Raw genomic sequence first — 18354 nt, 5'->3', positions numbered from 1 at the left:
TATCAATTGTCACAAAGTCTGAATGGGCGGTTCATAGAATCCAGACATACTTGCCGCCTTAACCGACCGAGAAGCCTTATGCCCCGGCGCTTATTCAAACGATACATGCCAGATCCGACCAGCATCAGGGAACACAAGTCCTTACGCTTTCTCGGCACCCTGCTGCATGACCCGAACCTCTGGCACCTCAACCGCCATTCCGTCGCCCGGGCGATGGCGGTCGGTCTGTTCGCGGCATTCCTGCCGATTCCGTTGCAGATGCTGGTCGCTGCCGTCCTCGCCATCGTCGTGCGCGGCAACATGCCCATCGCCGTCAGCCTGGTCTGGCTGACCAACCCGATCACCATGCCTGCGGTGTTTTTTTGCACCTACCAGACTGGCGCCTGGCTGATGGACGTTCCCGCCCGACATCTGCCGGATGCGTTGACCTGGGAATGGATCAGCGGAGAGCTCTCGACCTTGTGGCAGCCGTTCTTGCTGGGTTCGGTGGTAACGGGCCTGGTGCTGGGGGCGTTGGCGTATTGCCTGGTGATGATGTACTGGCGCTGGTGGGTTTCGCGACAGTGGCGACGGCGCAAGCAGAGCAGGATGTGAGCATGCAAAACGGCCTCCGATCGGGAGGCCGTTTTGTTTACAGGCTGCAGACGCTATGCAGGAGCTGTCGAGAGAAACGAGGCTGCGATCTTTGGACGTTGAAAATCAAGATCAAAAGATCGCAGCCTGCGGCAGCTTCTACAAGGGATTCGCGATCAGGTGCGCATCCCCCGCCCGCTCACCAGCAGCCGCGCACAGCCGACATACAGGATCACGGTCGCCACCAGCATGAACGTAATCGCAATGCTGATGCGGATATCCGACACCCCGAGGATGCCGTAGCGAAACGCATTGACCATGTGCAACACAGGGTTGGCCAGGGACACGGTCTGCCAGAACGGTGGCAGCAGCGAAATCGAGTAGAACACCCCGCCCAGGTACGTCAACGGCGTCAACACGAATGTCGGAATGATCGAGATGTCGTCGAAGTTGCGCGCAAACACGGCGTTGATGAAGCCGAGCAACGAGAAGATCGTCGCCGTCAGCACCACCACCAGAATGGTCACGCCCAGGTGATGCACCTGCAAATCGGTGAAGAACAGCGACAGCAGCGTGACGATGATCCCGACCATCAAGCCGCGCAGCACACCGCCGAGGGTGTAGCCGATCAGGATGGTGTGCGGCGACACCGGCGACACCATCAACTCTTCGATGGAACGCTGGAACTTGCTGCCGAAGAAACTCGACACCACGTTGCCGTAGGAGTTGGTGATCACCGACATCATGATCAGCCCCGGCACGATGTACTCCATGTAGGTGAAGCCACCCATATCGCCGATCTGCCGGCCAATCAGGTTGCCGAAGATCACGAAGTACAGAACCATGGTGATGGCCGGCGGCAGCAACGTCTGCGGCCAGATCCGGGTGAAGCGCCGGACCTCACGGTAGACGATGGTGTTGAGGGCAACGAGGTTGGGTTGCAGCTCGGAACTCATACCGCCACCTTCGACAGATTTTTCTCCACCAGGGACACGAACAACTCCTCAAGGCGATTGGTTTTGTTGCGCAGGCTCAGCACTTCAATGTTTTGCTGGGCCAGCTGAGTGAACAACGCGGTGATGCCCATGCTCTTGTCCACCTGGACTTCCAGCGTATGGCCATCGAGCAATCGCGATGGATAGCCGATCAGTTGTGGAGGCACACCCAGGCTGTTCTTCAAATCCAGCAGGAACGTCTCGACATGCAGTTGGCCGAGCAGCTGCTTCATGCTGGTGTTTTCGACAATGGTGCCGTGGTCGATGATGCCGATGTTGCGGCACAACTGCTCCGCCTCTTCCAGGTAATGCGTGGTGAGGATGATGGTGATGCCTTTCTGGTTCAGCTCGGTGAGGAAGGTCCACATCGAGCGACGCAATTCGATGTCCACCCCGGCGGTCGGTTCGTCGAGGATCAACAGGCGCGGTTCGTGGACCAGTGCCCGGGCGATCATCAGACGACGCTTCATGCCGCCGGACAGCGAACGCGACGGCACATCGCGCTTGTCCCACAGGCCGAGCTGGGTCAGGTACTGCTCGGCGCGTTCCTTGGCGACTTTCGCCGGAATGCCGTAGTAACCGGCCTGGGTCACGACGATGTCAAAGGTCTTCTCGAACTGGTTGAAATTGAATTCCTGGGGCACCACGCCGATGGAGCGCTTGAGCTGCGCCGGGTTCTTGTCCAGGTCGTGACCGAAGATGTTCACCGTACCGCTGGTCTTGTTCACCAGGGTCGAGAGAATGCCGATGGTCGTGGATTTGCCGGCGCCGTTGGGGCCGAGCAAGGCGAAAAAGTCACCTTCGGCGACGTCCAGATCGATACCACTCAGGGCCTGGAAACCGTTGCCGTAGGTTTTGGTTAGCTGCCGGATGGACAGAGCGGAACTCATATCGGATTTACGCACCAAGAAGGAAAGAAAGGGATGAATAGGGGCGGGCGGCGATCAACACAACCACAGCGCACCGGCACAATGGTGCTTGTCGCCGCCACACAAGTACAGTCAAGTGTGTCGATAGTGAGTATTAAGTCAACGCGGTCATGACCGCCTTGCGATACGCCGGACGCTGCTTCAACCGTGCATACCAGGCCTCCAGATGCGGCAGCGGCGCACGCTCGATCGGCATTTCGAACCAGGCATAAATAAAACTGCCCAGCGGAATGTCGCCCATGCCGATTTCATCACCGGACAGGTACGGTTTGGTCGCCAGCGCCTGATCCGCCAGGGTCAGCAGCCCTTCGCATTCCTTGATCGCCGCCTCGATGGCGGGCCAATCCTGCTGCTCGGCCGGTGTGCGCAAGACGCCCCAGAACACGGTCCGGAACGGGCCGGCGAAACTGGAGGTGGTCCAGTCCATCCATTTGTCAGCGGTGGCCCGTCCTTGCAGATCCGAGGGGTACCACGCGGTATTCGGCGCGTGCTTGGCCAACAGGTAACGGACGATGGCGTTGGATTCCCACAGGACGAAACCGTCGTCCTGGATCACTGGAACCCGGCCATTGGGGTTCATGGCGCGATACTCGGGCGTATCGACGACACCAAAAGCACCGCCCGCATCGATGGCCTCATAAGCCAGGCCGAGTTCCTCGGCGGCCCACAATGGCTTCCTGACATTCGATGAATTTTTCCGTCCCCAGATCTTCAGCATGACCGCCTCTCGATGGTTGAATTCGCAGGCAGCATACGCCGGATCAGGCGCGACTCAAATCACTCTGCATGTCGCCCAGCAGCGCTGGCAGTTGCTCGCCGAACAAGTGTGGATAGCACTGGCGCAGATGCTCGAAGAAGAACGCCTCGGGCACATCCGTGAACTGACCGTGATCGACCAGATACTCCATCAATTTCTCGCCGTCACGGTTGAAGGGGTGGAAAACACTGTCGTTAATGCCGTCGAACTCCAGCGGCGCGACATTGAACAAATCGCACAAACCCTGGTTGAACGCTGGCGTGGCCTTGACCCAACGTCCGTTCAGGTACAGCTCGGTATAACCGTGCATGGCGAACACGTCGCTCTTGAGCAATTCGAGCAGGCGCGGCGTCGACAAATGATTGCGCACGTCCGCCAGGCCGATCCGCGCGGGAATGCCGCAATGCCGCGCAGCGCCCGCCAGCAGCGTGGCCTTGGGCACGCAGTAACTCTCCCCGGCGGCCAATGCATAACTGCCCCGCAGGGTTTGGGGATCACGGCTGAAGGTGTAAGGGTTGTAGCGCACCGCCTCACGCACGGCGTAGTAGAGATGGATCGCCTGCTCGATCGGATCACGACGGCTGCCACGGTGTTTTTCGGCGAACTCCACCACCGAGGGGTGGTCACTATCGATGAAGCGGCCGGGACTCAGGTACTCGTGCATGCGGGCAATCTCCTGGGGAAGCCCCGAGTCTAGCGAGAGGTTCAGCACAGAGATAACGACGTTTCGGCCAAACATGGGCGCACTTTCACTCGTTCAATGAACGATTTTTCACGGTCTGCCGTGCCCCGGGCCGACAAAATCACCCAAGGTTTCCCACGTTTTCAATCACATCGCTCTGACCCCCCTGTTTCGCGGATGCCGTCTAAGCTCTGTGGGTTGGTTCGCCCTGGTTTCACGGAGGATAAAATATGCTGCTGTTGTGGATACTGGTTCTGGTTGTCGGAATCGCTTATTTGGCCCACCGTCGCATCGCGCCACTGCCGGCCCTGGGCATCGTGGCTGTCTATCTGCTGGCAATGGGGGCCTTCAGCCGCGCACCGGGCTGGCTGCTGGTGATTTTTTGGGTACTCACCGCTGCGGTGGCGGCCCCTTTGCTGCTGCCTGATCTGCGTCGCAAATTCTTCAGCGCGCCCATGTTCAACTGGTTCCAGAAAACCCTGCCGCCCATGTCGCAAACCGAACGCGACGCCATTGAAGCCGGCACCGTGTGGTGGGACGGCGAACTGTTCAGCGGTCGCCCGGACTGGAACAAACTGCTGTCCTATCCCATCGCGCAATTGAACGAAGAAGAACGTGCGTTTATCGAGGGGCCGACCGAAGAGCTGTGCGCCATGGTCAGCGACTGGCAACTCGGACAAACCATGGATCTGCCCGCCGAGGCCTGGGCTTTTATCAAGGACAACGGCTTCTTCGCCCTGATCATTCCCAAGGAGTTTGGCGGCAAGGGTTTTTCCGCCTACGCCCACTCCCAGGTGGCCATGAAACTGGCGAGCCACAGCGGCGACCTGGCGTCCACCGTGATGGTCCCCAATTCCCTCGGCCCGGCCGAACTGTTGCTGCATTACGGCACCGACGAACAACGCAACCATTACCTGCCCCGTCTGGCGCGCGGTGAGGAAATTCCATGCTTCGCCCTGACCGGACCGCTGGCCGGTTCCGATGCCGGCGGCATGCCCGACACCGGGGTGATCTGCAAAGGTGAATGGGAAGGCCAGGAAACCCTCGGCCTGCGCCTGAACTGGGAAAAACGCTACATCACCCTCGGCCCGGTGGCCACCCTCCTCGGCCTGGCGTTCAAGGCCTACGACCCGGACCACTTGCTGGGCGATAAAGAAGACCTGGGCATCAGCCTGGCGCTGGTTCCCACCGACACCGCCGGTGTGGAAATCGGCCGCCGCCACATGCCTTTGGGCGCGGCATTCATGAACGGCCCGAACGCCGGCAAGGACGTGTTCATTCCGCTGGAGTTCCTGATCGGCGGACAGGAAATGCTCGGCAAGGGCTGGATGATGTTGATGAATTGCCTGTCGGTCGGACGCTCGATCTCCCTGCCGGCGGTAGGCACCGGCATGGCCAAGTTCACCAGCCTGGTGACCGGCCAGTACGCGCAGATTCGCGAGCAGTTCAATGTGCCGATTGCGGCGTTCGAAGGCATCCAGGAAGCCATGGCCCGCATCGGCGGCAACGCCTGGATGATGGACGCCGCGCGGATGCTCACCGCCAACGCGGTGGACCTGGGCGAGAAACCGTCGGTGCTGTCGGCGATTCTCAAGTATCAGCTCACCGAGCGCGGTCGCGAGTGCATCAGTCATGCGATGGATGTGCACGGCGGCAAGGCGATCATCCTGGGGCCAAAGAATTATCTCGGACGCATGTGGCAAGGCGCGCCCATCTGCATCACCGTGGAAGGCGCGAACATTCTCTCGCGCAACCTGATGATCTTCGGCCAGGGCGCGATTCGCTGCCATCCCTTCGTGCTCAAGGAAATGGCGCTGGCCAGCCGCGAAGACAAGGATCAGGCACTGGTCGAGTTCGATGGCTTGCTGCTCAAACACATCGGTTTTGCCGTGGGCAACGCAGCCAGCACCCTGGTGCTGAACCTCGGGTTCGGTCATCTGGAACACGTGCCGGGCGACAAGCTCAGCCAGGGTTATTTCCGCGCCCTCAACCGCCAGGCGGCGGCGTTCGCGCTGCTGGCCGACCTCAGCATGATGTTGCTGGGCGGCGAACTGAAACGTCGCGAACGCTTGTCGGCTCGACTGGGCGATGTACTGAGCAACATGTACCTAGCCAGCGCCGCGCTCAAACGCTACAACGACCTCGACTCGCCACAGCACATGGAACCGCTGTTTACCTGGGCCATGGAGGAGAGCCTTGGCCAGGCGGAACGGGCCATGGATGAACTGCTCAATAACTTCCCGAACAAGGTGCTGGGGTGCCTGTTGCGGGTGATCGTATTCCCGTTCGGTCGCCGCCACAAAGGACCGTCGGACAAACTCGGGGCTGCCGTGGCGGCGGTGATCGGTCGTCCCAAGGGCGATCCGGCCCTCGAAGAATTGCTCCAGGGCTGCTACCGCCCGCAATCGAACGAGGACCCGGTCGGCGTCCTGCAACATGCCTATGACCTGTTGAGCGCTGCGCAACCGTTGCGCAAGAAGCTTCATGTGGCCCTCAAGAGCGGCCAGGTCAAGCCGGTCGCCGGTGAACACGTCATCGATGCGGCCCTGGAAGCCGGCGTGTTGCAGCCCGTCGAAGCTCAAAGCCTGCGCGAGGCCGAAGCGGCGCGACGCAAGGTGATTGATGTGGATGATTTCGATAAAGAGCAAATAGCCCTGTCCGACAACAAGGTCCGCTGATCCAGCCAGCCATGTGCAGCATGTAAAAAAGGGCGCGGGCGCTTTATACTCCTGCGCCCGTTTTGCTCTTGAGGACTTATCTCGTGTCCAACATCGTTGCCGATCATCTCGTTTTGCTCGACCACCTGCGCAGCATCCTGGTCGCCGTGGGTGAGGCCGACCAGGTTCCCGAAGAAAGCCATGCCTTGTTCCTGGAGCGCTTTGACGAACTGCGTGCACTGCTGCCGGTCGACCCGATCGAAAGCCAATACCTGGGCCAGGACATTCTGTGCCAGGTGATCACCCGCTACCCGCAAATCGCCCACCTGGTCCCGCGCGACCTGCTGTGGTACTTCGCCGGGGACTGCCTGCACTACATGCCCGATGACGAAATCGACCTGTACCAGGCGCTGGAAGAACGTCGCTTCGAAGCTGAGCAGAACGACGAACCCTTTGACTGGAACCAGGAAAAACAGCTGCTGGCCTTGTCGAACCAGGACAGCAAGCACTGATCGTCGATCAGCAATAGAAAAGGCCTGCAGGGTGATCCATGCGGGCCTTTTTTATTTACCGGGTAGAGCAAAAGAACGCAGCCTTCGGCAGCTCCTACAGGGTGTACGCCATCCCAATGCAGGAGCTGCCGAAGGCTGTGATCTTTCGATTTTTGCTCAGAACAACCCGTCACTCTCGGGCAGTTCATACTCCGAAACGGCAATGTTCGAAGGGCTCGACTTGCCCGGCCGACCCAGCGTCGGTTCCTTCTCCAGACACTCCACCAGGTAATCGATCAACACCCGCAGCTTGGGTGGCAGGTATCGGGTGGGTGAATGCAGCAACCAGGCGCCACCGTGGTAGGACGCCAGAAAGGTCCAGTCCGGGAGCACTTGCACCATCAACCCCTTCTCCAGGGCACGGCGCGCCGTGAAATACGGCAGGCTGCCGATGCCGATGTGCTGCAAGACGGCACCGAAACGTACGCCCGTATGATTGGCGGCATATCGCCCGCGCACGCCGACCGTCACTGATTTGCTGCCCTTCCTGAACTTCCAGCGTGCGTCACTCGGCGTTTCCCCCAGGTAGATGCAACTGTGGTTGAGCAAGTCATGGGGATGCGTCGGCGTTCCGTGCTCGGCCAGATATTCGGGTGTCGCGCAGAGCAAATGGTCGATGGTCAGCAATTGCCGCCCCACCAGCCCCGCAGGCGGCCGATCGGTGATACGAATCGCCAGGTCGACATGATCATCGATCAGGTCCACCTGACGATCCTCCAGCAACAGCTCCACATCCACCTTGGGATAACGGCGCAGAAACTCCGGCATATGCGGGTGAATCACGATTCGGCCCACCGCTTTCGGGACGCTGATTCGCACCACACCCTCGGGCTCCTCAGTGAACTGACCGCTGATTTCCATCACCGACCGGGCGGCACTGACCATCTCCTGGCACCGCTTGAACACTTCCTCGCCGCCTTCGCTCAACCGCAGCTTGCGCGTGGTGCGCTGAAGCAGGCGAATGGCGAGCGCTTTCTCCAGCCGCGAGATGCTGCGACTCACGGCCGAAGGTGAGGAACCCATCTGGCGTGCGGCCTCGGAGAAGCTGCCGGTCTCGACAACCTTGACGAATATGGCCATTTCGCCCAGCAGCGGCAGCGGAAGATTTATGCTCACGACGCAACAGTCCTTTGAAGTTTGAACGGATTATCACGCATTTCCACGCTCCCTATAATGAAAACCGGAAACATTCATACGAGTTTGCAACATGACGCTTCGCCTCTTTTTCCACAGCGATGACCTCAAGGCCAATGTGGAAGTCCTGGAATGCACGCCCCACGAACACGAATTCGCGGTGGTTTTGCGCGCAACGCTGTTTCACCCTCAAGGCGGCGGGCAACCCTGTGATACCGGCTGGATTGGCGAAAGCCGGGTATTGCGGGTGGTACAGGAACCTGACCGGATCATCCATTTCGTCGACCATCCGGTACATCCCGCAATGACACGGATCCAGGTCGATGAGCAACGCCGTCAGTTCAATACACGCATGCACACCGCCGGCCACCTGATCGGCCACTGTGTCCAGGCCATGGGGTGGATGCCGATCAAGGCCCATCACTGGCCGGGCGAAGGGCGTGTGCAGTTCAAACCTGCGGAATCGGCCCAGGATGTTGAAGCCCAAGCCCTGCAACAGGGCATTCAACAAATGATCACTCACGATTTGCCACGTCTCACGTCGCTTCGCGAAGGCGCCCGGGAAATCGGCTTTGGTGAGCTGCCCGCCTACGGCTGCGGTGGCACCCATGTACGTAGCCTGAAGGATTTGGGCACGGTGACGATCGAATCCCTTTCACACAAGAAAGGAACGTTGTCCGTCCACTACCACGTGGAATGAGCCCCTGGCGCGATACCACTAACGGTATCGCCCCGCGCCACGTGGCCGCGTCACCCTGACGACATGGAGTTGAGATGCAATTTTCGAATTACCTGGGCGAGTTTCTGGCGCTGGCGACTATCCATTTTCTGGCTGTCGTCGCTCCCGGACCGGATTTCGCCGTCACCATCCGCCAGAGTGTGCGGTTTGGCCGGTGGGTGGGCATTTGCACGGCGCTGGGCATCGGCGCCGGCATTTCCGTGCATGTGCTGTATACGCTGCTGGGCGTCGGCGCGTTGATGCACACCACACCCTGGTTGTTGACGGTGGCCAAGGTCGTGGGCGGCGCCTACATTCTTTATTTGGGGGTCAGCCTGGTGCGCAGCCAGCCAAAAACCGTATTGGTGAGTGAAAACGCTGACGCACCGGCCACTGAGCAAACACGACTGAAGGCTTTCACTACCGGTTTCCTCACCAACGCCACCAACCCCAAGGCCACTTTGTTTTTCCTGGCGATTTTCACCACCCTCATCAGCACTGCGACGCCACTGAAGATTCAGGCGCTGTATGGCGTGTGGATGTGCTTCGTGAACGCCTTATGGTTTGTGGTCGTTGCGCTGTTCTTTTCAAGCAACAGGGTGAGATTGTTGTTTTTGCACCTGGGACACTGGTTTGAACGCACCATGGGCGTGATCCTGATTCTGTTTGCCGGCCGGCTGATTCTGTCGATGTAACTCAGCCATGCAAAAAGGCCCGCTCAGTCATGCTGGCGGGCCTTTTTTTGCGTCATGTACAAATTCCGGGGAAACAAAAACGCCGCTCAATGAGCGGCGTTTTTATTAAATATGGAGCGGGAAACGAGACTCGAACTCGCGACCCCGACCTTGGCAAGGTCGTGCTCTACCAACTGAGCTATTCCCGCAAATGGCGTCCCCTAGGGGACTCGAACCCCTGTTACCGCCGTGAAAGGGCGGTGTCCTAGGCCACTAGACGAAGGGGACACGCTAACTGAAACACATGGTGTGTATTTCAGCGTCCAAATCCGCATCCGAAGATGTCGGTTCTGGTTTCACTCAACGCTGCCCGAAAGCAACCAAAAACGCCGCTCATTGAGCGGCGTTTTTGTTGAATATGGAGCGGGAAACGAGACTCGAACTCGCGACCCCGACCTTGGCAAGGTCGTGCTCTACCAACTGAGCTATTCCCGCAAATGGCGTCCCCTAGGGGACTCGAACCCCTGTTACCGCCGTGAAAGGGCGGTGTCCTAGGCCACTAGACGAAGGGGACACGCTAACTGAAACACATGGTGTGTATTTCAGTGCCCAAATCCGCATCCAAAGATGTCGGTTCTGGTTTCACTCAACGCCGCCCGAAAGCAACGCTGTTTAAAAATGGAGCGGGAAACGAGACTCGAACTCGCGACCCCGACCTTGGCAAGGTCGTGCTCTACCAACTGAGCTATTCCCGCATTGGCGTCCCCTAGGGGACTCGAACCCCTGTTACCGCCGTGAAAGGGCGGTGTCCTAGGCCACTAGACGAAGGGGACACACTACAACATTCGCTCCCTGCTTCGTTTCGCTGTGTGCTTTACGCTGCAAGTGGCGCGCATTCTATGGATGGTTGGAGATGTCGTCAACCCCCTGTTATAAATTTTTTTAAATCAATGACTTGGCCCTGCTTTGCGGCGCCAATCCGGATTTTCCGCCGCCCGGTGTTTGGCGCCTATATTCTGACACTCGCCAAGGCGTTATAGTCCTCGGCATAAGTGATGGCAATCTGCTCCATGAGTGCCAGCATTCATATAAGAAGCCTGCGGCCGATACAGGTTGAGCCATTGATCCAACTCGCCGAGTGGCGCTAGGCGCTTAAATATCAAGCCACTACACTCGCACGCGAACCCCATAAAGAGGTCTTACCGGTGACACCACTCATGATCACCCTGCTCGTCGTAGCCGGGATCGCACTATTGATCGCCATTGGCTACATCAACCATGTGGTGGAAAACAATAAGCTGGAAAGGGCCCGCACCAAGGTTGAACTCAATGATCGCCTGCGTCGTTGCGGTGAGCTTACCGAGACCTTCCCCGGCCAGCTGATGTCACCGGCGCTCAAGCTGCTGCTGACCCGCCTGGAATTGAATGTCTGCCAGCGCCTGCTGAACCTGGAAAAGACCAGCGCCAACCTCAAGGCGCGGATAGGCGAGCTCGAAGCCCTCGTTGCCCAGGGCGAATCGATCCCGGTCAACAATCCACCGGCACCGATCCAGACCGAAGCCAAGGCCAAGGACGTGCGCTTCCTGCTTGAAGCCCTGCATGGCCAAATCACCCGCGCCGCGCATGATGGCTTCCTGCCACCCAACGAAGCCAAGCGCTGGATCCGCGAGGTCCGCCATATTCTGGTGCTGCTGCACATCGAATTCTTCAACAACCTCGGCCAGCACTCCCTGCAGCAGAACCAGCCAGGCCAGGCGCGCCTGGCGTTCGAACGCGGCGTGCAATACCTGCGCAAGCAGCAGGAGCCGCAGATCTATGCGGAACAGCTGGAATACCTGGAAAAGCTCCTGGCCCGCGCCAACGCGCAAGTCATGGACCGCATCGCTCCGGTAGAGGGCGAAGTAAACGAGTTGACCGAAGGCCTCAAAGACGTCGAGGCCGATGCGGACTGGAAGAAGAAAGTGATCTACGACTGATCATCGAAAACTGAAAAGCCACCGAAACCGGTGGCTTTTTTTACTGTTGTCGAAATACGCCAGCCCCATCCCCTGCAGGAACGAGCATGCTCGCGCCTACAGGAGTAAGCGGTGTAGCTATCAAAGCCTGAAATGCCCCACCATCCCCTTCAGCTCAACCCCCAGCTGCGCCAGTTCGATACTCGACGCCGCATTCCCCTGCATCGCCAGCGACGACTGATCCGCGCTGGCACGAATACTGGTGACACTGCGATTGATCTCTTCGGCCACCGAGCTTTGCTCCTCGGCTGCGGCAGCGATCTGCTGGTTCATCTGCTGGATCAACGACACCGCCGCCGCAATACTGCCCAGCGCACTTTCGGTCTGCAATGCATCGCTGACCGCCAGTTTCACCAGCTCGCCGCTGTTCTGAATCTGCTGCACCGAGGTCTGCGCCGCCGAACGCAAGGCGCTGACCAAGCGCTCGATTTCCTCGGTCGATTGCTGTGTCCGCCTGGCCAGCGCACGCACTTCATCGGCCACCACGGCAAAGCCCCTGCCCTGCTCACCGGCACGAGCGGCCTCGATGGCTGCGTTCAGCGCCAGCAGGTTAGTCTGTTCGGCAACGCTCTTGATCACACTGAGCACCGTGGTGATGTTCTGGATTTCCGCGCTGAGGCTTTCGATGCTCGAACTGGCCGAAGTGGCCGAGTCAGCCAGTTGCTCGATCCGCGCCATGCTCTGGCGAACAACGTGCTGACCGCTTTCAACCTTGCCATCCGCCGTTTGTGCCGCCACGGCCGCCTCCTCGGCATTGCGCGCGACATCGTGCACCGTGGCGGTCATCTGGTTCATCGCCGTGGCAACCTGCTCGGTTTCTTCCTTCTGGCTGCTGACTTCCAGATTGGTCTGCTCAGTCACCGCCGACAGCGATTGCGCTGAAGTGGCCAGTTGTTCGATACCGGCCTGCAAACCGCTGACGATATGGCTCAGTCCCGCGCCCATTTGCTGCATGGCCTGCATCAACTGGCCGATCTCGTCACGCCGCGTCACTTCGACCGTTGCGCTCAAGTCCCCGGAGGCGATCTGTTGCGCCACGCGAATCACGCTGCGCAGCGGCCCCACGATCAACCGGGTAATCACCCAGGCAGCGATCAACCCGACCAGCAACGCCAGCGCGGAAGAGCCGATGATCAGCAACGAGTTCTTGTTCAGCTCTGTCTGCATCGACTGGTCTTCGGCGACATAAGCCTGGTCCACTCGCTCCATCACCTGGGCCGCGCGTTGATGCAGTTGCTGATAGACGGTTTTTTCCTGCTCCAGCAGACCGGTGTACTCGGCCAGTTTGTCGCTGAAACTGGCGATATGACCGATCACTTCGTTGAGAACCGTCTGGTAGCCCTCGTCCTTGACCGTGGTTTTCAGCTGTTCGGCCTGGGTCAGCGCCTGACTGGCCTGCTCAATCTTGCCTTGCCCCGCGCTGTCGTCGCCCTTGCGGCTCTGGTCCAGACGCACGCGCGCTTCGTTCATGGCTTGCAGCATCAACCGCGAGACCTGGCTGACCTGATTGGCCTGCTCGACGAATTGCGCACCGTCCTTGCCTTCGGAATCCTTCAGGGTATAGGTACCGTCATCGGCAAGCCCGGCCTGCAGCACATCGAGGTTGTTGGCGACACTGGACACCGACCAACTGGCCATTTCCAGGGCCAGATCCTTGGCCTGACTGAGCGAGACAAACTCGTCGAATGCCTTGCGATAAGCGCCGAGGGACTGCTCGACATCATTCATCACCGGCACGTTGCCCGCCGACTCAGCCTTGAGCTGGTTCGCCAGGGCGATCAAGGCATCAATGCCCTCGTGCAGGGCGTCGGCGGTTTTCGGGTTGCCATGCAAGGCATATTCCTGCTCCAGCAGACGCACCTTCAGCAAACCGCTGTTGAGTGACGACATCTGCTTGAGCCCGTCGAAGCGATGGCTGATCGTTTGCAGGGACCAGACGCCAATGGCCGCCACCAGAGCGGTCAACAACAGCACCAGCACAAACCCGACACCCATTTTTTTTGCCATACCGAGGTTGGCAAAACGTCCTTGCACGGCCGAAATCATTGCACGTAGTCCCCCGCCATTATCAATAGACGCAGATTCGCAACGGGCCATGGGCAACACAAGTCTCTGGCGCCTGAATAATGGCAAAAAGCTACGCCTGCGTCGTTTTCAGAACGCTTGAGGTCGATCCGAAGCGGTGGCGAGAAAAAATGCCCGGGCTCGCGGGTCACGGGCACAGGCCACATTGATGCGCTGCCATTCATTGGCCGCACCGTCGGGACTGAAGGCCGTCGTCGAGTACAACAAGACGCCGCAGCGCCGGGCCTGCGTGCGCACCTGAGCGTAGTCCTTCATCCGCGATCGCGCCCAGATAAACAAACCTCCCGCGGGCTCGCCGAAGACCTCCCACCCGGCATCTTCGAGCATCTGCAGCGCCGCCTTTCGGTCACTGCCCAGGCGCTGCCGCTGCCGCTGCACCAACTGGCGGTAGGCCCCACTGGCCATCAGACAGGCCAGCACAGACTCGCAGAATCGTGAGGCGCCCATGCTGCTGATCATCTTGACCTCGGCCAATCGGGCTATCGCCTCGGTACTGGCCATCACAAAACCGACCCGCAAGGAACTACTGAGGGTCTTGGAGTAACTGCCCACGTAGATCACGTTGTCATTCAATGCCGCAAGGCGCTTGCCGCAACCGCTGTGCAAATCCGCATAGACGTCGTCTTCGATCACCAGCACGCCATGCGCGTCAGCCAGTTGAAGCACCTGCTGCGCCACGCCCGGCGCCAGGCTGCAGCCAGTCGGATTGTGATGAAAACTATTGATGAACAATCCACGAGGCCGGTATTTCAATAGCAAGGTTTCCAGTGCCGCGATGTCCGGCCCGCCGGGCGTTCGCGGGACCGCCTGCATGCTGACGCCGTGCAACCTCAGCAGCTCGTACAACAGGGGATACCCGGGGCTTTCCACTACCACGCAGTCTCCCGGTTTGAGTAATGTCCGCACGATCAAGTCCAGTCCCTGGCTCGCCCCTGCGGTTGTCAGGATTCGACTGAGTTCGACGTTGATGTCCAGCTGTTTCAGGCCCTTCAGAATTTGCTGACGCAGCGCGGGCAATCCCAGCGGCGAGCTGTAGTTGAACAGGCTGGCCATGTCGGTGCGACTGACCTCCCGGATCGCGTAAGCCAGATCGTCCGGCTCACGCCAGCTTTCGGGCAGAGCGCCACAACCCAGTTGCAACTCACATAAGGTGTGGCCGTGTTTGCTGTCTGCGGCCTCAAGGCACACGTCGTTTTGCCCCGGGCCCTGCGGAGCCGGGGAAGCCACGACATAGGCGGCTCCATGACGCGACTCCAGCACCCCTTGGGCGATCAGGCGCTCGCAGGCTTCGACGACACAGGACTGATTGAGCAGGTTGATTTGCGCGATTTTGCGCACCGAAGGTAATCGCGAACCCGGCTGCACCTCATTGCAACGAAGCCAGCAGACGAGTGCGTCGACGATTTGCTGTACGACCGGCACCAAGGCCATTCGATCAATTCTCAATTCCATGAGCAAGCAAACTCCTGTTGGTTTTGCGGCAAGAGTTAATCACAGGAGCACTCGCCGGGCTGTGCGACAACGCCGCCAAAATCCCCGGTTTCAATCATTTGAAACACACTGCCTGGCGACTTCAGGGAACCCTGAATAACCCGCCATATTGAAGAAAAACAAAACCTGTGGGAGCGAGCCGTTCGCTCCCACAGGTTCAGGGTGACCATGTATCAGGTGGCCCGTTTCAGAACGCGGTGACACCACCGTCTACAGCCAGCGAATGCCCGGTCGTGAACGCTGCCCCGTCGCTGCACAGGTACAGCACCGCGCTGGCGATTTCATCGACCTTGCCGATGCGGCCCACCGGGTGCATGGCGTTGGCGAATTCGCCTTTCTTCGGGTCGGCTTCATAAGCGCGACGGAACATGTCGGTATCGATCACCGCCGGGCACACGGCATTGACCCGAATCTGTTTCTTGGCGTATTCGATGGCCGCCGATTTGGTCAGGCCGATCACCGCGTGCTTGGAAGCAGCGTAGATGCTCATTTTCGGCGCCGCACCGAGACCGGCCACCGAGGCGGTGTTGACGATCGCACCGCCCCCCTGGGCCAGCAGCAACGGCAACTGGTACTTCATGCACAACCAGACGCCTTTGACGTTGACACCCATGATTGCGTCAAACTCGTCGACGGTGCCGTCGGCCAGTTTGCCCTTTTCGATCTCGATGCCGGCGTTGTTGAAGGCATAGTCGAGACGGCCGTAGGTATTGACGACCTCCTCCATCAGATTTTTTACCTCGCTTTCCACTGTGACGTTGCAGCGCACGAAGGTCGCTTCGCCGCCCGCCGTACGAATCAGCGCCACCGTCCCCTCGCCGCCTGCCGTGTCCATGTCGGCCACCAACACCTTCAAGCCCTCGGCGGCAAACGCCTGGGCCGTGGCGCGACCGATACCATTGGCGGCGCCCGTCACTACAGCGACCTGGCCGGAAAACGTCATGCTCATTGTTATGTCCTCGAAGAGAAGTGTGCGGGGGATCGCGTTTTTCCCCAGTCTAGCCACAGCTCGCCCAGACGCGGCAGCACTATCAGGAGCCCGGTTGAGCGCCCATGAGTGTCAGTGATGGAACCACCGTACCAACTATCACTGTACTGGATCAGCCTGCATTCGCCGCATCAGCCAAACTTGCGGCAATGTCCATGAAGGTCTATCAACAAGGCTTCATTCATCTTGAGTGCCTGTCATGACTACCCAGACCAATCGCCAATTCCTGCTCGCCAAACGTCCAGTCGGCGCGGCCACCCGCGAGACATTCACTTATCAAGAAGTACCGGTCGGCGAGCCGGCTGCGGGTCAGATCCTGGTCAAAAACGAATACCTGTCCCTGGACCCGGCCATGCGTGGCTGGATGAACGAGGGCAAGTCCTACATTCCGCCTGTTGGCCTTGGTGACGTGATGCGCGCCCTGGGCGTAGGAAAAGTCGTGGCTTCGAACAACCCCGGTTTTGCGGTCGGCGACTACGTCAACGGGGCGCTGGGGGTGCAGGATTATTTCCTGGGTGAGCCGCGCGGTTTTTACAAGGTCGATCCGAACCTGGCACCGCTGCCGCGCTACTTGTCGGCACTGGGCATGACGGGCATGACGGCGTACTTCGCCCTGCTCGACGTCGGCGCGCCCAAGGCGGGTGAGACGGTGGTGTTGTCCGGGGCCGCCGGTGCGGTGGGCAGCATTGCCGGGCAGATTGCCAAGATCAAAGGGTGCCGGGTGGTTGGCATCGCCGGCGGCGCGGACAAGTGCAAGTTCCTGATCGATGAACTGGGTTTTGACGGCGTCATCGACTACAAGAACGAAGACGTCATCGCCGGCCTCAAGCGTGAATGCCCGAAAGGCGTCGATGTGTATTTCGATAACGTCGGCGGCGACATTCTCGACGCGGTACTCAGCCGCCTGAACCTGAAGGCGCGGGTGGTGATCTGCGGCGCCATCAGCCAATACAACAACAAGGAAGCGGTCAAGGGCCCGGCCAACTACCTGTCGCTACTGGTGAACCGCGCGCGCATGGAAGGCTTCGTGGTGATGGATTACGCCGCGCAGTTCGCTGCTGCCGGGCAGGAAATGGCCGGCTGGATGGCCAAGGGGCAGCTCAAGAGCAAGGAAGACATTGTGGAAGGACTGGAGACTTTCCCGGAGACGCTGATGAAATTGTTCAGCGGGGAGAATTTCGGCAAGTTGGTGTTGAAGGTTTAAAGCGCAAAATCAAAAGATCGCAGGCTGCGCCAGCGCCTACAGGGATCGCATTCCCCTGTAGGCGCTGCCGAAGGCTGCGATCTTTTTAAGCCAGTTCGGCCACAACGTTTGCCAATGCCTGCGCCGGATCCGCAGCCTGGCTGATCGGGCGGCCGATCACCAGGTAATCGGAACCGGCTTCCAGCGCCTGGCGCGGGGTCAAAATACGGCGCTGGTCGTCCTGGGCGCTGCCCGCCGGGCGGATCCCCGGGGTCACCAGTTGCAGCGACGGGTGCGCCGCTTTCAGGGCCTGGGCTTCCAGGGCCGAGCACACCAGGCCGTCCATCCCGGCTTTTTCCGCCAGGGCCGCCAGGCGCAGTACCTGCTCCTGCGGTTCGATATCCAGGCCGATACCCGCCAGATCCTCACGCTCCATGCTGGTCAGCACGGTCACGCCGATCAGCAGCGGTTGCGGACCGCTGCGTTTGTCCAGCACTTCACGGCACGCCGCCATCATGCGCAGGCCACCGGAGCAGTGCACATTGACCATCCACACGCCCATTTCCGCGGCCGCCTTGACGGCCATGGCGGTGGTATTGGGGATGTCGTGGAACTTGAGGTCGAGGAACACGTCGAACCCCTTGTCACGCAGGGTGCCGACGATTTCCGAGGCACAGCTGGTGAACAGTTCCTTACCGACCTTGACCCGGCACAGCTTCGGGTCCAACTGGTCCGCCAGCTTCAGTGCGGCGTCACGGGTGGGGAAATCCAGGGCGACGATGATAGGAGTCTGGCAGGCGGACATGAGTGGGCTCTCAGGCAGGTCGAAATCGGCGCGCATTGTAGCGGAACCAGCGCCGCTGCGGGACCCGATGATCGGTAAATCGTCGAGAACGCTCAGGCAAGACTAGCCTCTACGGCA

The 18354-nt window shown here is 59.7% G+C and carries 16 protein-coding genes, 6 tRNA genes and 1 pseudogene; 7 read left to right on the top strand and 16 right to left on the bottom strand.

The features are described from left to right. Nucleotides 1-78 precede the first annotated feature (78 nt). Nucleotides 79-594: a DUF2062 domain-containing protein gene (locus F8N66_RS09660; protein ID WP_150769941.1), complete on the top strand. Its 516-nt coding sequence runs from the start codon at nt 79-81 to the stop codon at nt 592-594. A 155-nt stretch (nt 595-749) separates the two neighbouring features. Here the strand turns inward: F8N66_RS09660 and F8N66_RS09655 are convergent, their stop codons facing one another. The 4 genes from F8N66_RS09655 to F8N66_RS09640 form a co-directional block, all read right to left on the bottom strand. Beyond that, nucleotides 750-1529, bottom strand: a complete 780-nt coding sequence (locus F8N66_RS09655) for an ABC transporter permease (RefSeq protein ID WP_150769940.1) — start codon at nt 1527-1529, stop codon at nt 750-752. Then, nucleotides 1526-2458, bottom strand: a complete 933-nt coding sequence (locus F8N66_RS09650) for an ABC transporter ATP-binding protein (protein ID WP_150769939.1) — start codon at nt 2456-2458, stop codon at nt 1526-1528. The genes F8N66_RS09655 and F8N66_RS09650 overlap by 4 nt, the downstream gene beginning before the upstream one ends. 133 nt (nt 2459-2591) lie before the next feature. Then, on the bottom strand, nt 2592-3215 hold the full coding sequence (locus F8N66_RS09645) for a glutathione S-transferase family protein (RefSeq protein WP_150769938.1): 624 nt from the start codon (nt 3213-3215) through the stop codon (nt 2592-2594). A 43-nt stretch (nt 3216-3258) separates the two neighbouring features. Next, nucleotides 3259-3918 (bottom strand): transglutaminase-like domain-containing protein, encoded by a 660-nt coding sequence (locus F8N66_RS09640; RefSeq protein WP_150769937.1) that lies wholly within the window; start codon nt 3916-3918, stop codon nt 3259-3261. A 248-nt stretch (nt 3919-4166) separates the two neighbouring features. Between F8N66_RS09640 and F8N66_RS09635 the strand changes: the two genes are divergently transcribed. Together F8N66_RS09635 and F8N66_RS09630 are read left to right on the top strand one after the other, a co-directional pair. Next, on the top strand, nt 4167-6614 hold the full coding sequence (locus F8N66_RS09635) for an acyl-CoA dehydrogenase (protein ID WP_150769936.1): 2448 nt from the start codon (nt 4167-4169) through the stop codon (nt 6612-6614). Nucleotides 6615-6697: 83 nt separating this feature from the next. Then, nucleotides 6698-7105, top strand: coding sequence for a PA2817 family protein (locus F8N66_RS09630; protein WP_077047009.1), 408 nt, complete (start codon nt 6698-6700; stop codon nt 7103-7105). Between the two features lie 156 nt (nt 7106-7261). On the opposite strand, the gene F8N66_RS09625 is transcribed toward F8N66_RS09630, so the two are convergent. Continuing rightward, a complete protein-coding gene (locus F8N66_RS09625) occupies nt 7262-8260 on the bottom strand; it encodes a LysR family transcriptional regulator (protein ID WP_150769935.1) in 999 nt (332 codons plus the stop codon). A 91-nt stretch (nt 8261-8351) separates the two neighbouring features. Between F8N66_RS09625 and F8N66_RS09620 the strand changes: the two genes are divergently transcribed. Beyond that, nucleotides 8352-8978 carry an alanyl-tRNA editing protein gene (locus tag F8N66_RS09620; protein ID WP_150769934.1) on the top strand — a complete coding sequence of 209 codons (627 nt, stop codon included), beginning with the start codon at nt 8352-8354 and terminating at the stop codon, nt 8976-8978. Nucleotides 8979-9052: 74 nt separating this feature from the next. Next, complete coding sequence (locus F8N66_RS09615) at nt 9053-9691, top strand: LysE family translocator (protein WP_150769933.1); 639 nt, start codon at nt 9053-9055, stop codon at nt 9689-9691. Between the two features lie 112 nt (nt 9692-9803). Here the strand turns inward: F8N66_RS09615 and F8N66_RS09610 are convergent. The 6 genes from F8N66_RS09610 to F8N66_RS09585 all read right to left on the bottom strand — a co-directional run bounded on the left by F8N66_RS09610 (nt 9804) and on the right by F8N66_RS09585 (nt 10503). Then, nucleotides 9804-9879, bottom strand: a tRNA-Gly gene (locus F8N66_RS09610). A gap of 3 nt (nt 9880-9882) precedes the next feature. Further along, nucleotides 9883-9958 (bottom strand) — tRNA-Glu (locus F8N66_RS09605). Nucleotides 9959-10089: 131 nt separating this feature from the next. Continuing rightward, a tRNA-Gly gene (locus F8N66_RS09600) sits at nt 10090-10165 on the bottom strand. Nucleotides 10166-10168: 3 nt separating this feature from the next. Then, nucleotides 10169-10244: transfer RNA gene (locus F8N66_RS09595), tRNA-Glu, on the bottom strand. A gap of 105 nt (nt 10245-10349) precedes the next feature. After that, a tRNA-Gly gene (locus tag F8N66_RS09590) sits at nt 10350-10425 on the bottom strand. 2 nt (nt 10426-10427) lie between these two features. After that, nucleotides 10428-10503 (bottom strand) — tRNA-Glu (locus F8N66_RS09585). A gap of 384 nt (nt 10504-10887) precedes the next feature. On the opposite strand from F8N66_RS09585, the gene F8N66_RS09580 reads away from it, so the two are divergent. Beyond that, nucleotides 10888-11646, top strand: coding sequence for a hypothetical protein (locus F8N66_RS09580; protein ID WP_191622945.1), 759 nt, complete (start codon nt 10888-10890; stop codon nt 11644-11646). A gap of 120 nt (nt 11647-11766) precedes the next feature. Here F8N66_RS09580 and F8N66_RS32105 read toward each other — a convergent pair whose 3' ends face one another. The 4 genes and pseudogenes from F8N66_RS32105 to F8N66_RS09565 all read right to left on the bottom strand — a co-directional run bounded on the left by F8N66_RS32105 (nt 11767) and on the right by F8N66_RS09565 (nt 16210). Further along, nucleotides 11767-12630 carry a methyl-accepting chemotaxis protein gene (locus tag F8N66_RS32105; protein ID WP_412070732.1) on the bottom strand — a complete coding sequence of 288 codons (864 nt, stop codon included), beginning with the start codon at nt 12628-12630 and terminating at the stop codon, nt 11767-11769. Beyond that, a pseudogene (locus F8N66_RS32100) lies at nt 12628-12852 on the bottom strand (HAMP domain-containing protein); the annotation flags it as partial. The pseudogene F8N66_RS32100 and the gene F8N66_RS32105, both read right to left, overlap by 3 nt. 987 nt (nt 12853-13839) lie before the next feature. Further along, nucleotides 13840-15222 carry a PLP-dependent aminotransferase family protein gene (locus F8N66_RS09570; RefSeq protein ID WP_150769930.1) on the bottom strand — a complete coding sequence of 461 codons (1383 nt, stop codon included), beginning with the start codon at nt 15220-15222 and terminating at the stop codon, nt 13840-13842. 226 nt (nt 15223-15448) lie between these two features. After that, nucleotides 15449-16210, bottom strand: coding sequence for an SDR family oxidoreductase (locus F8N66_RS09565; protein ID WP_150769929.1), 762 nt, complete (start codon nt 16208-16210; stop codon nt 15449-15451). A gap of 238 nt (nt 16211-16448) precedes the next feature. On the opposite strand from F8N66_RS09565, the gene F8N66_RS09560 reads away from it, so the two are divergent. After that, nucleotides 16449-17453, top strand: a complete 1005-nt coding sequence (locus tag F8N66_RS09560) for an NADP-dependent oxidoreductase (RefSeq protein WP_150769928.1) — start codon at nt 16449-16451, stop codon at nt 17451-17453. A gap of 85 nt (nt 17454-17538) precedes the next feature. Here the strand turns inward: F8N66_RS09560 and pyrF are convergent, their stop codons facing one another. After that, complete coding sequence (gene pyrF, locus F8N66_RS09555; RefSeq protein WP_191622943.1) at nt 17539-18237, bottom strand: orotidine-5'-phosphate decarboxylase; 699 nt, start codon at nt 18235-18237, stop codon at nt 17539-17541. Between the last annotated feature and the right edge of the window lie 117 nt (nt 18238-18354).

The organism is Pseudomonas fluorescens (assembly GCF_902498195.1).
Classification (GTDB): Bacteria; Pseudomonadota; Gammaproteobacteria; order Pseudomonadales; family Pseudomonadaceae; genus Aquipseudomonas; species Aquipseudomonas fluorescens_BU.
This window is presented reverse-complemented; position numbering and strand designations above follow the sequence as displayed.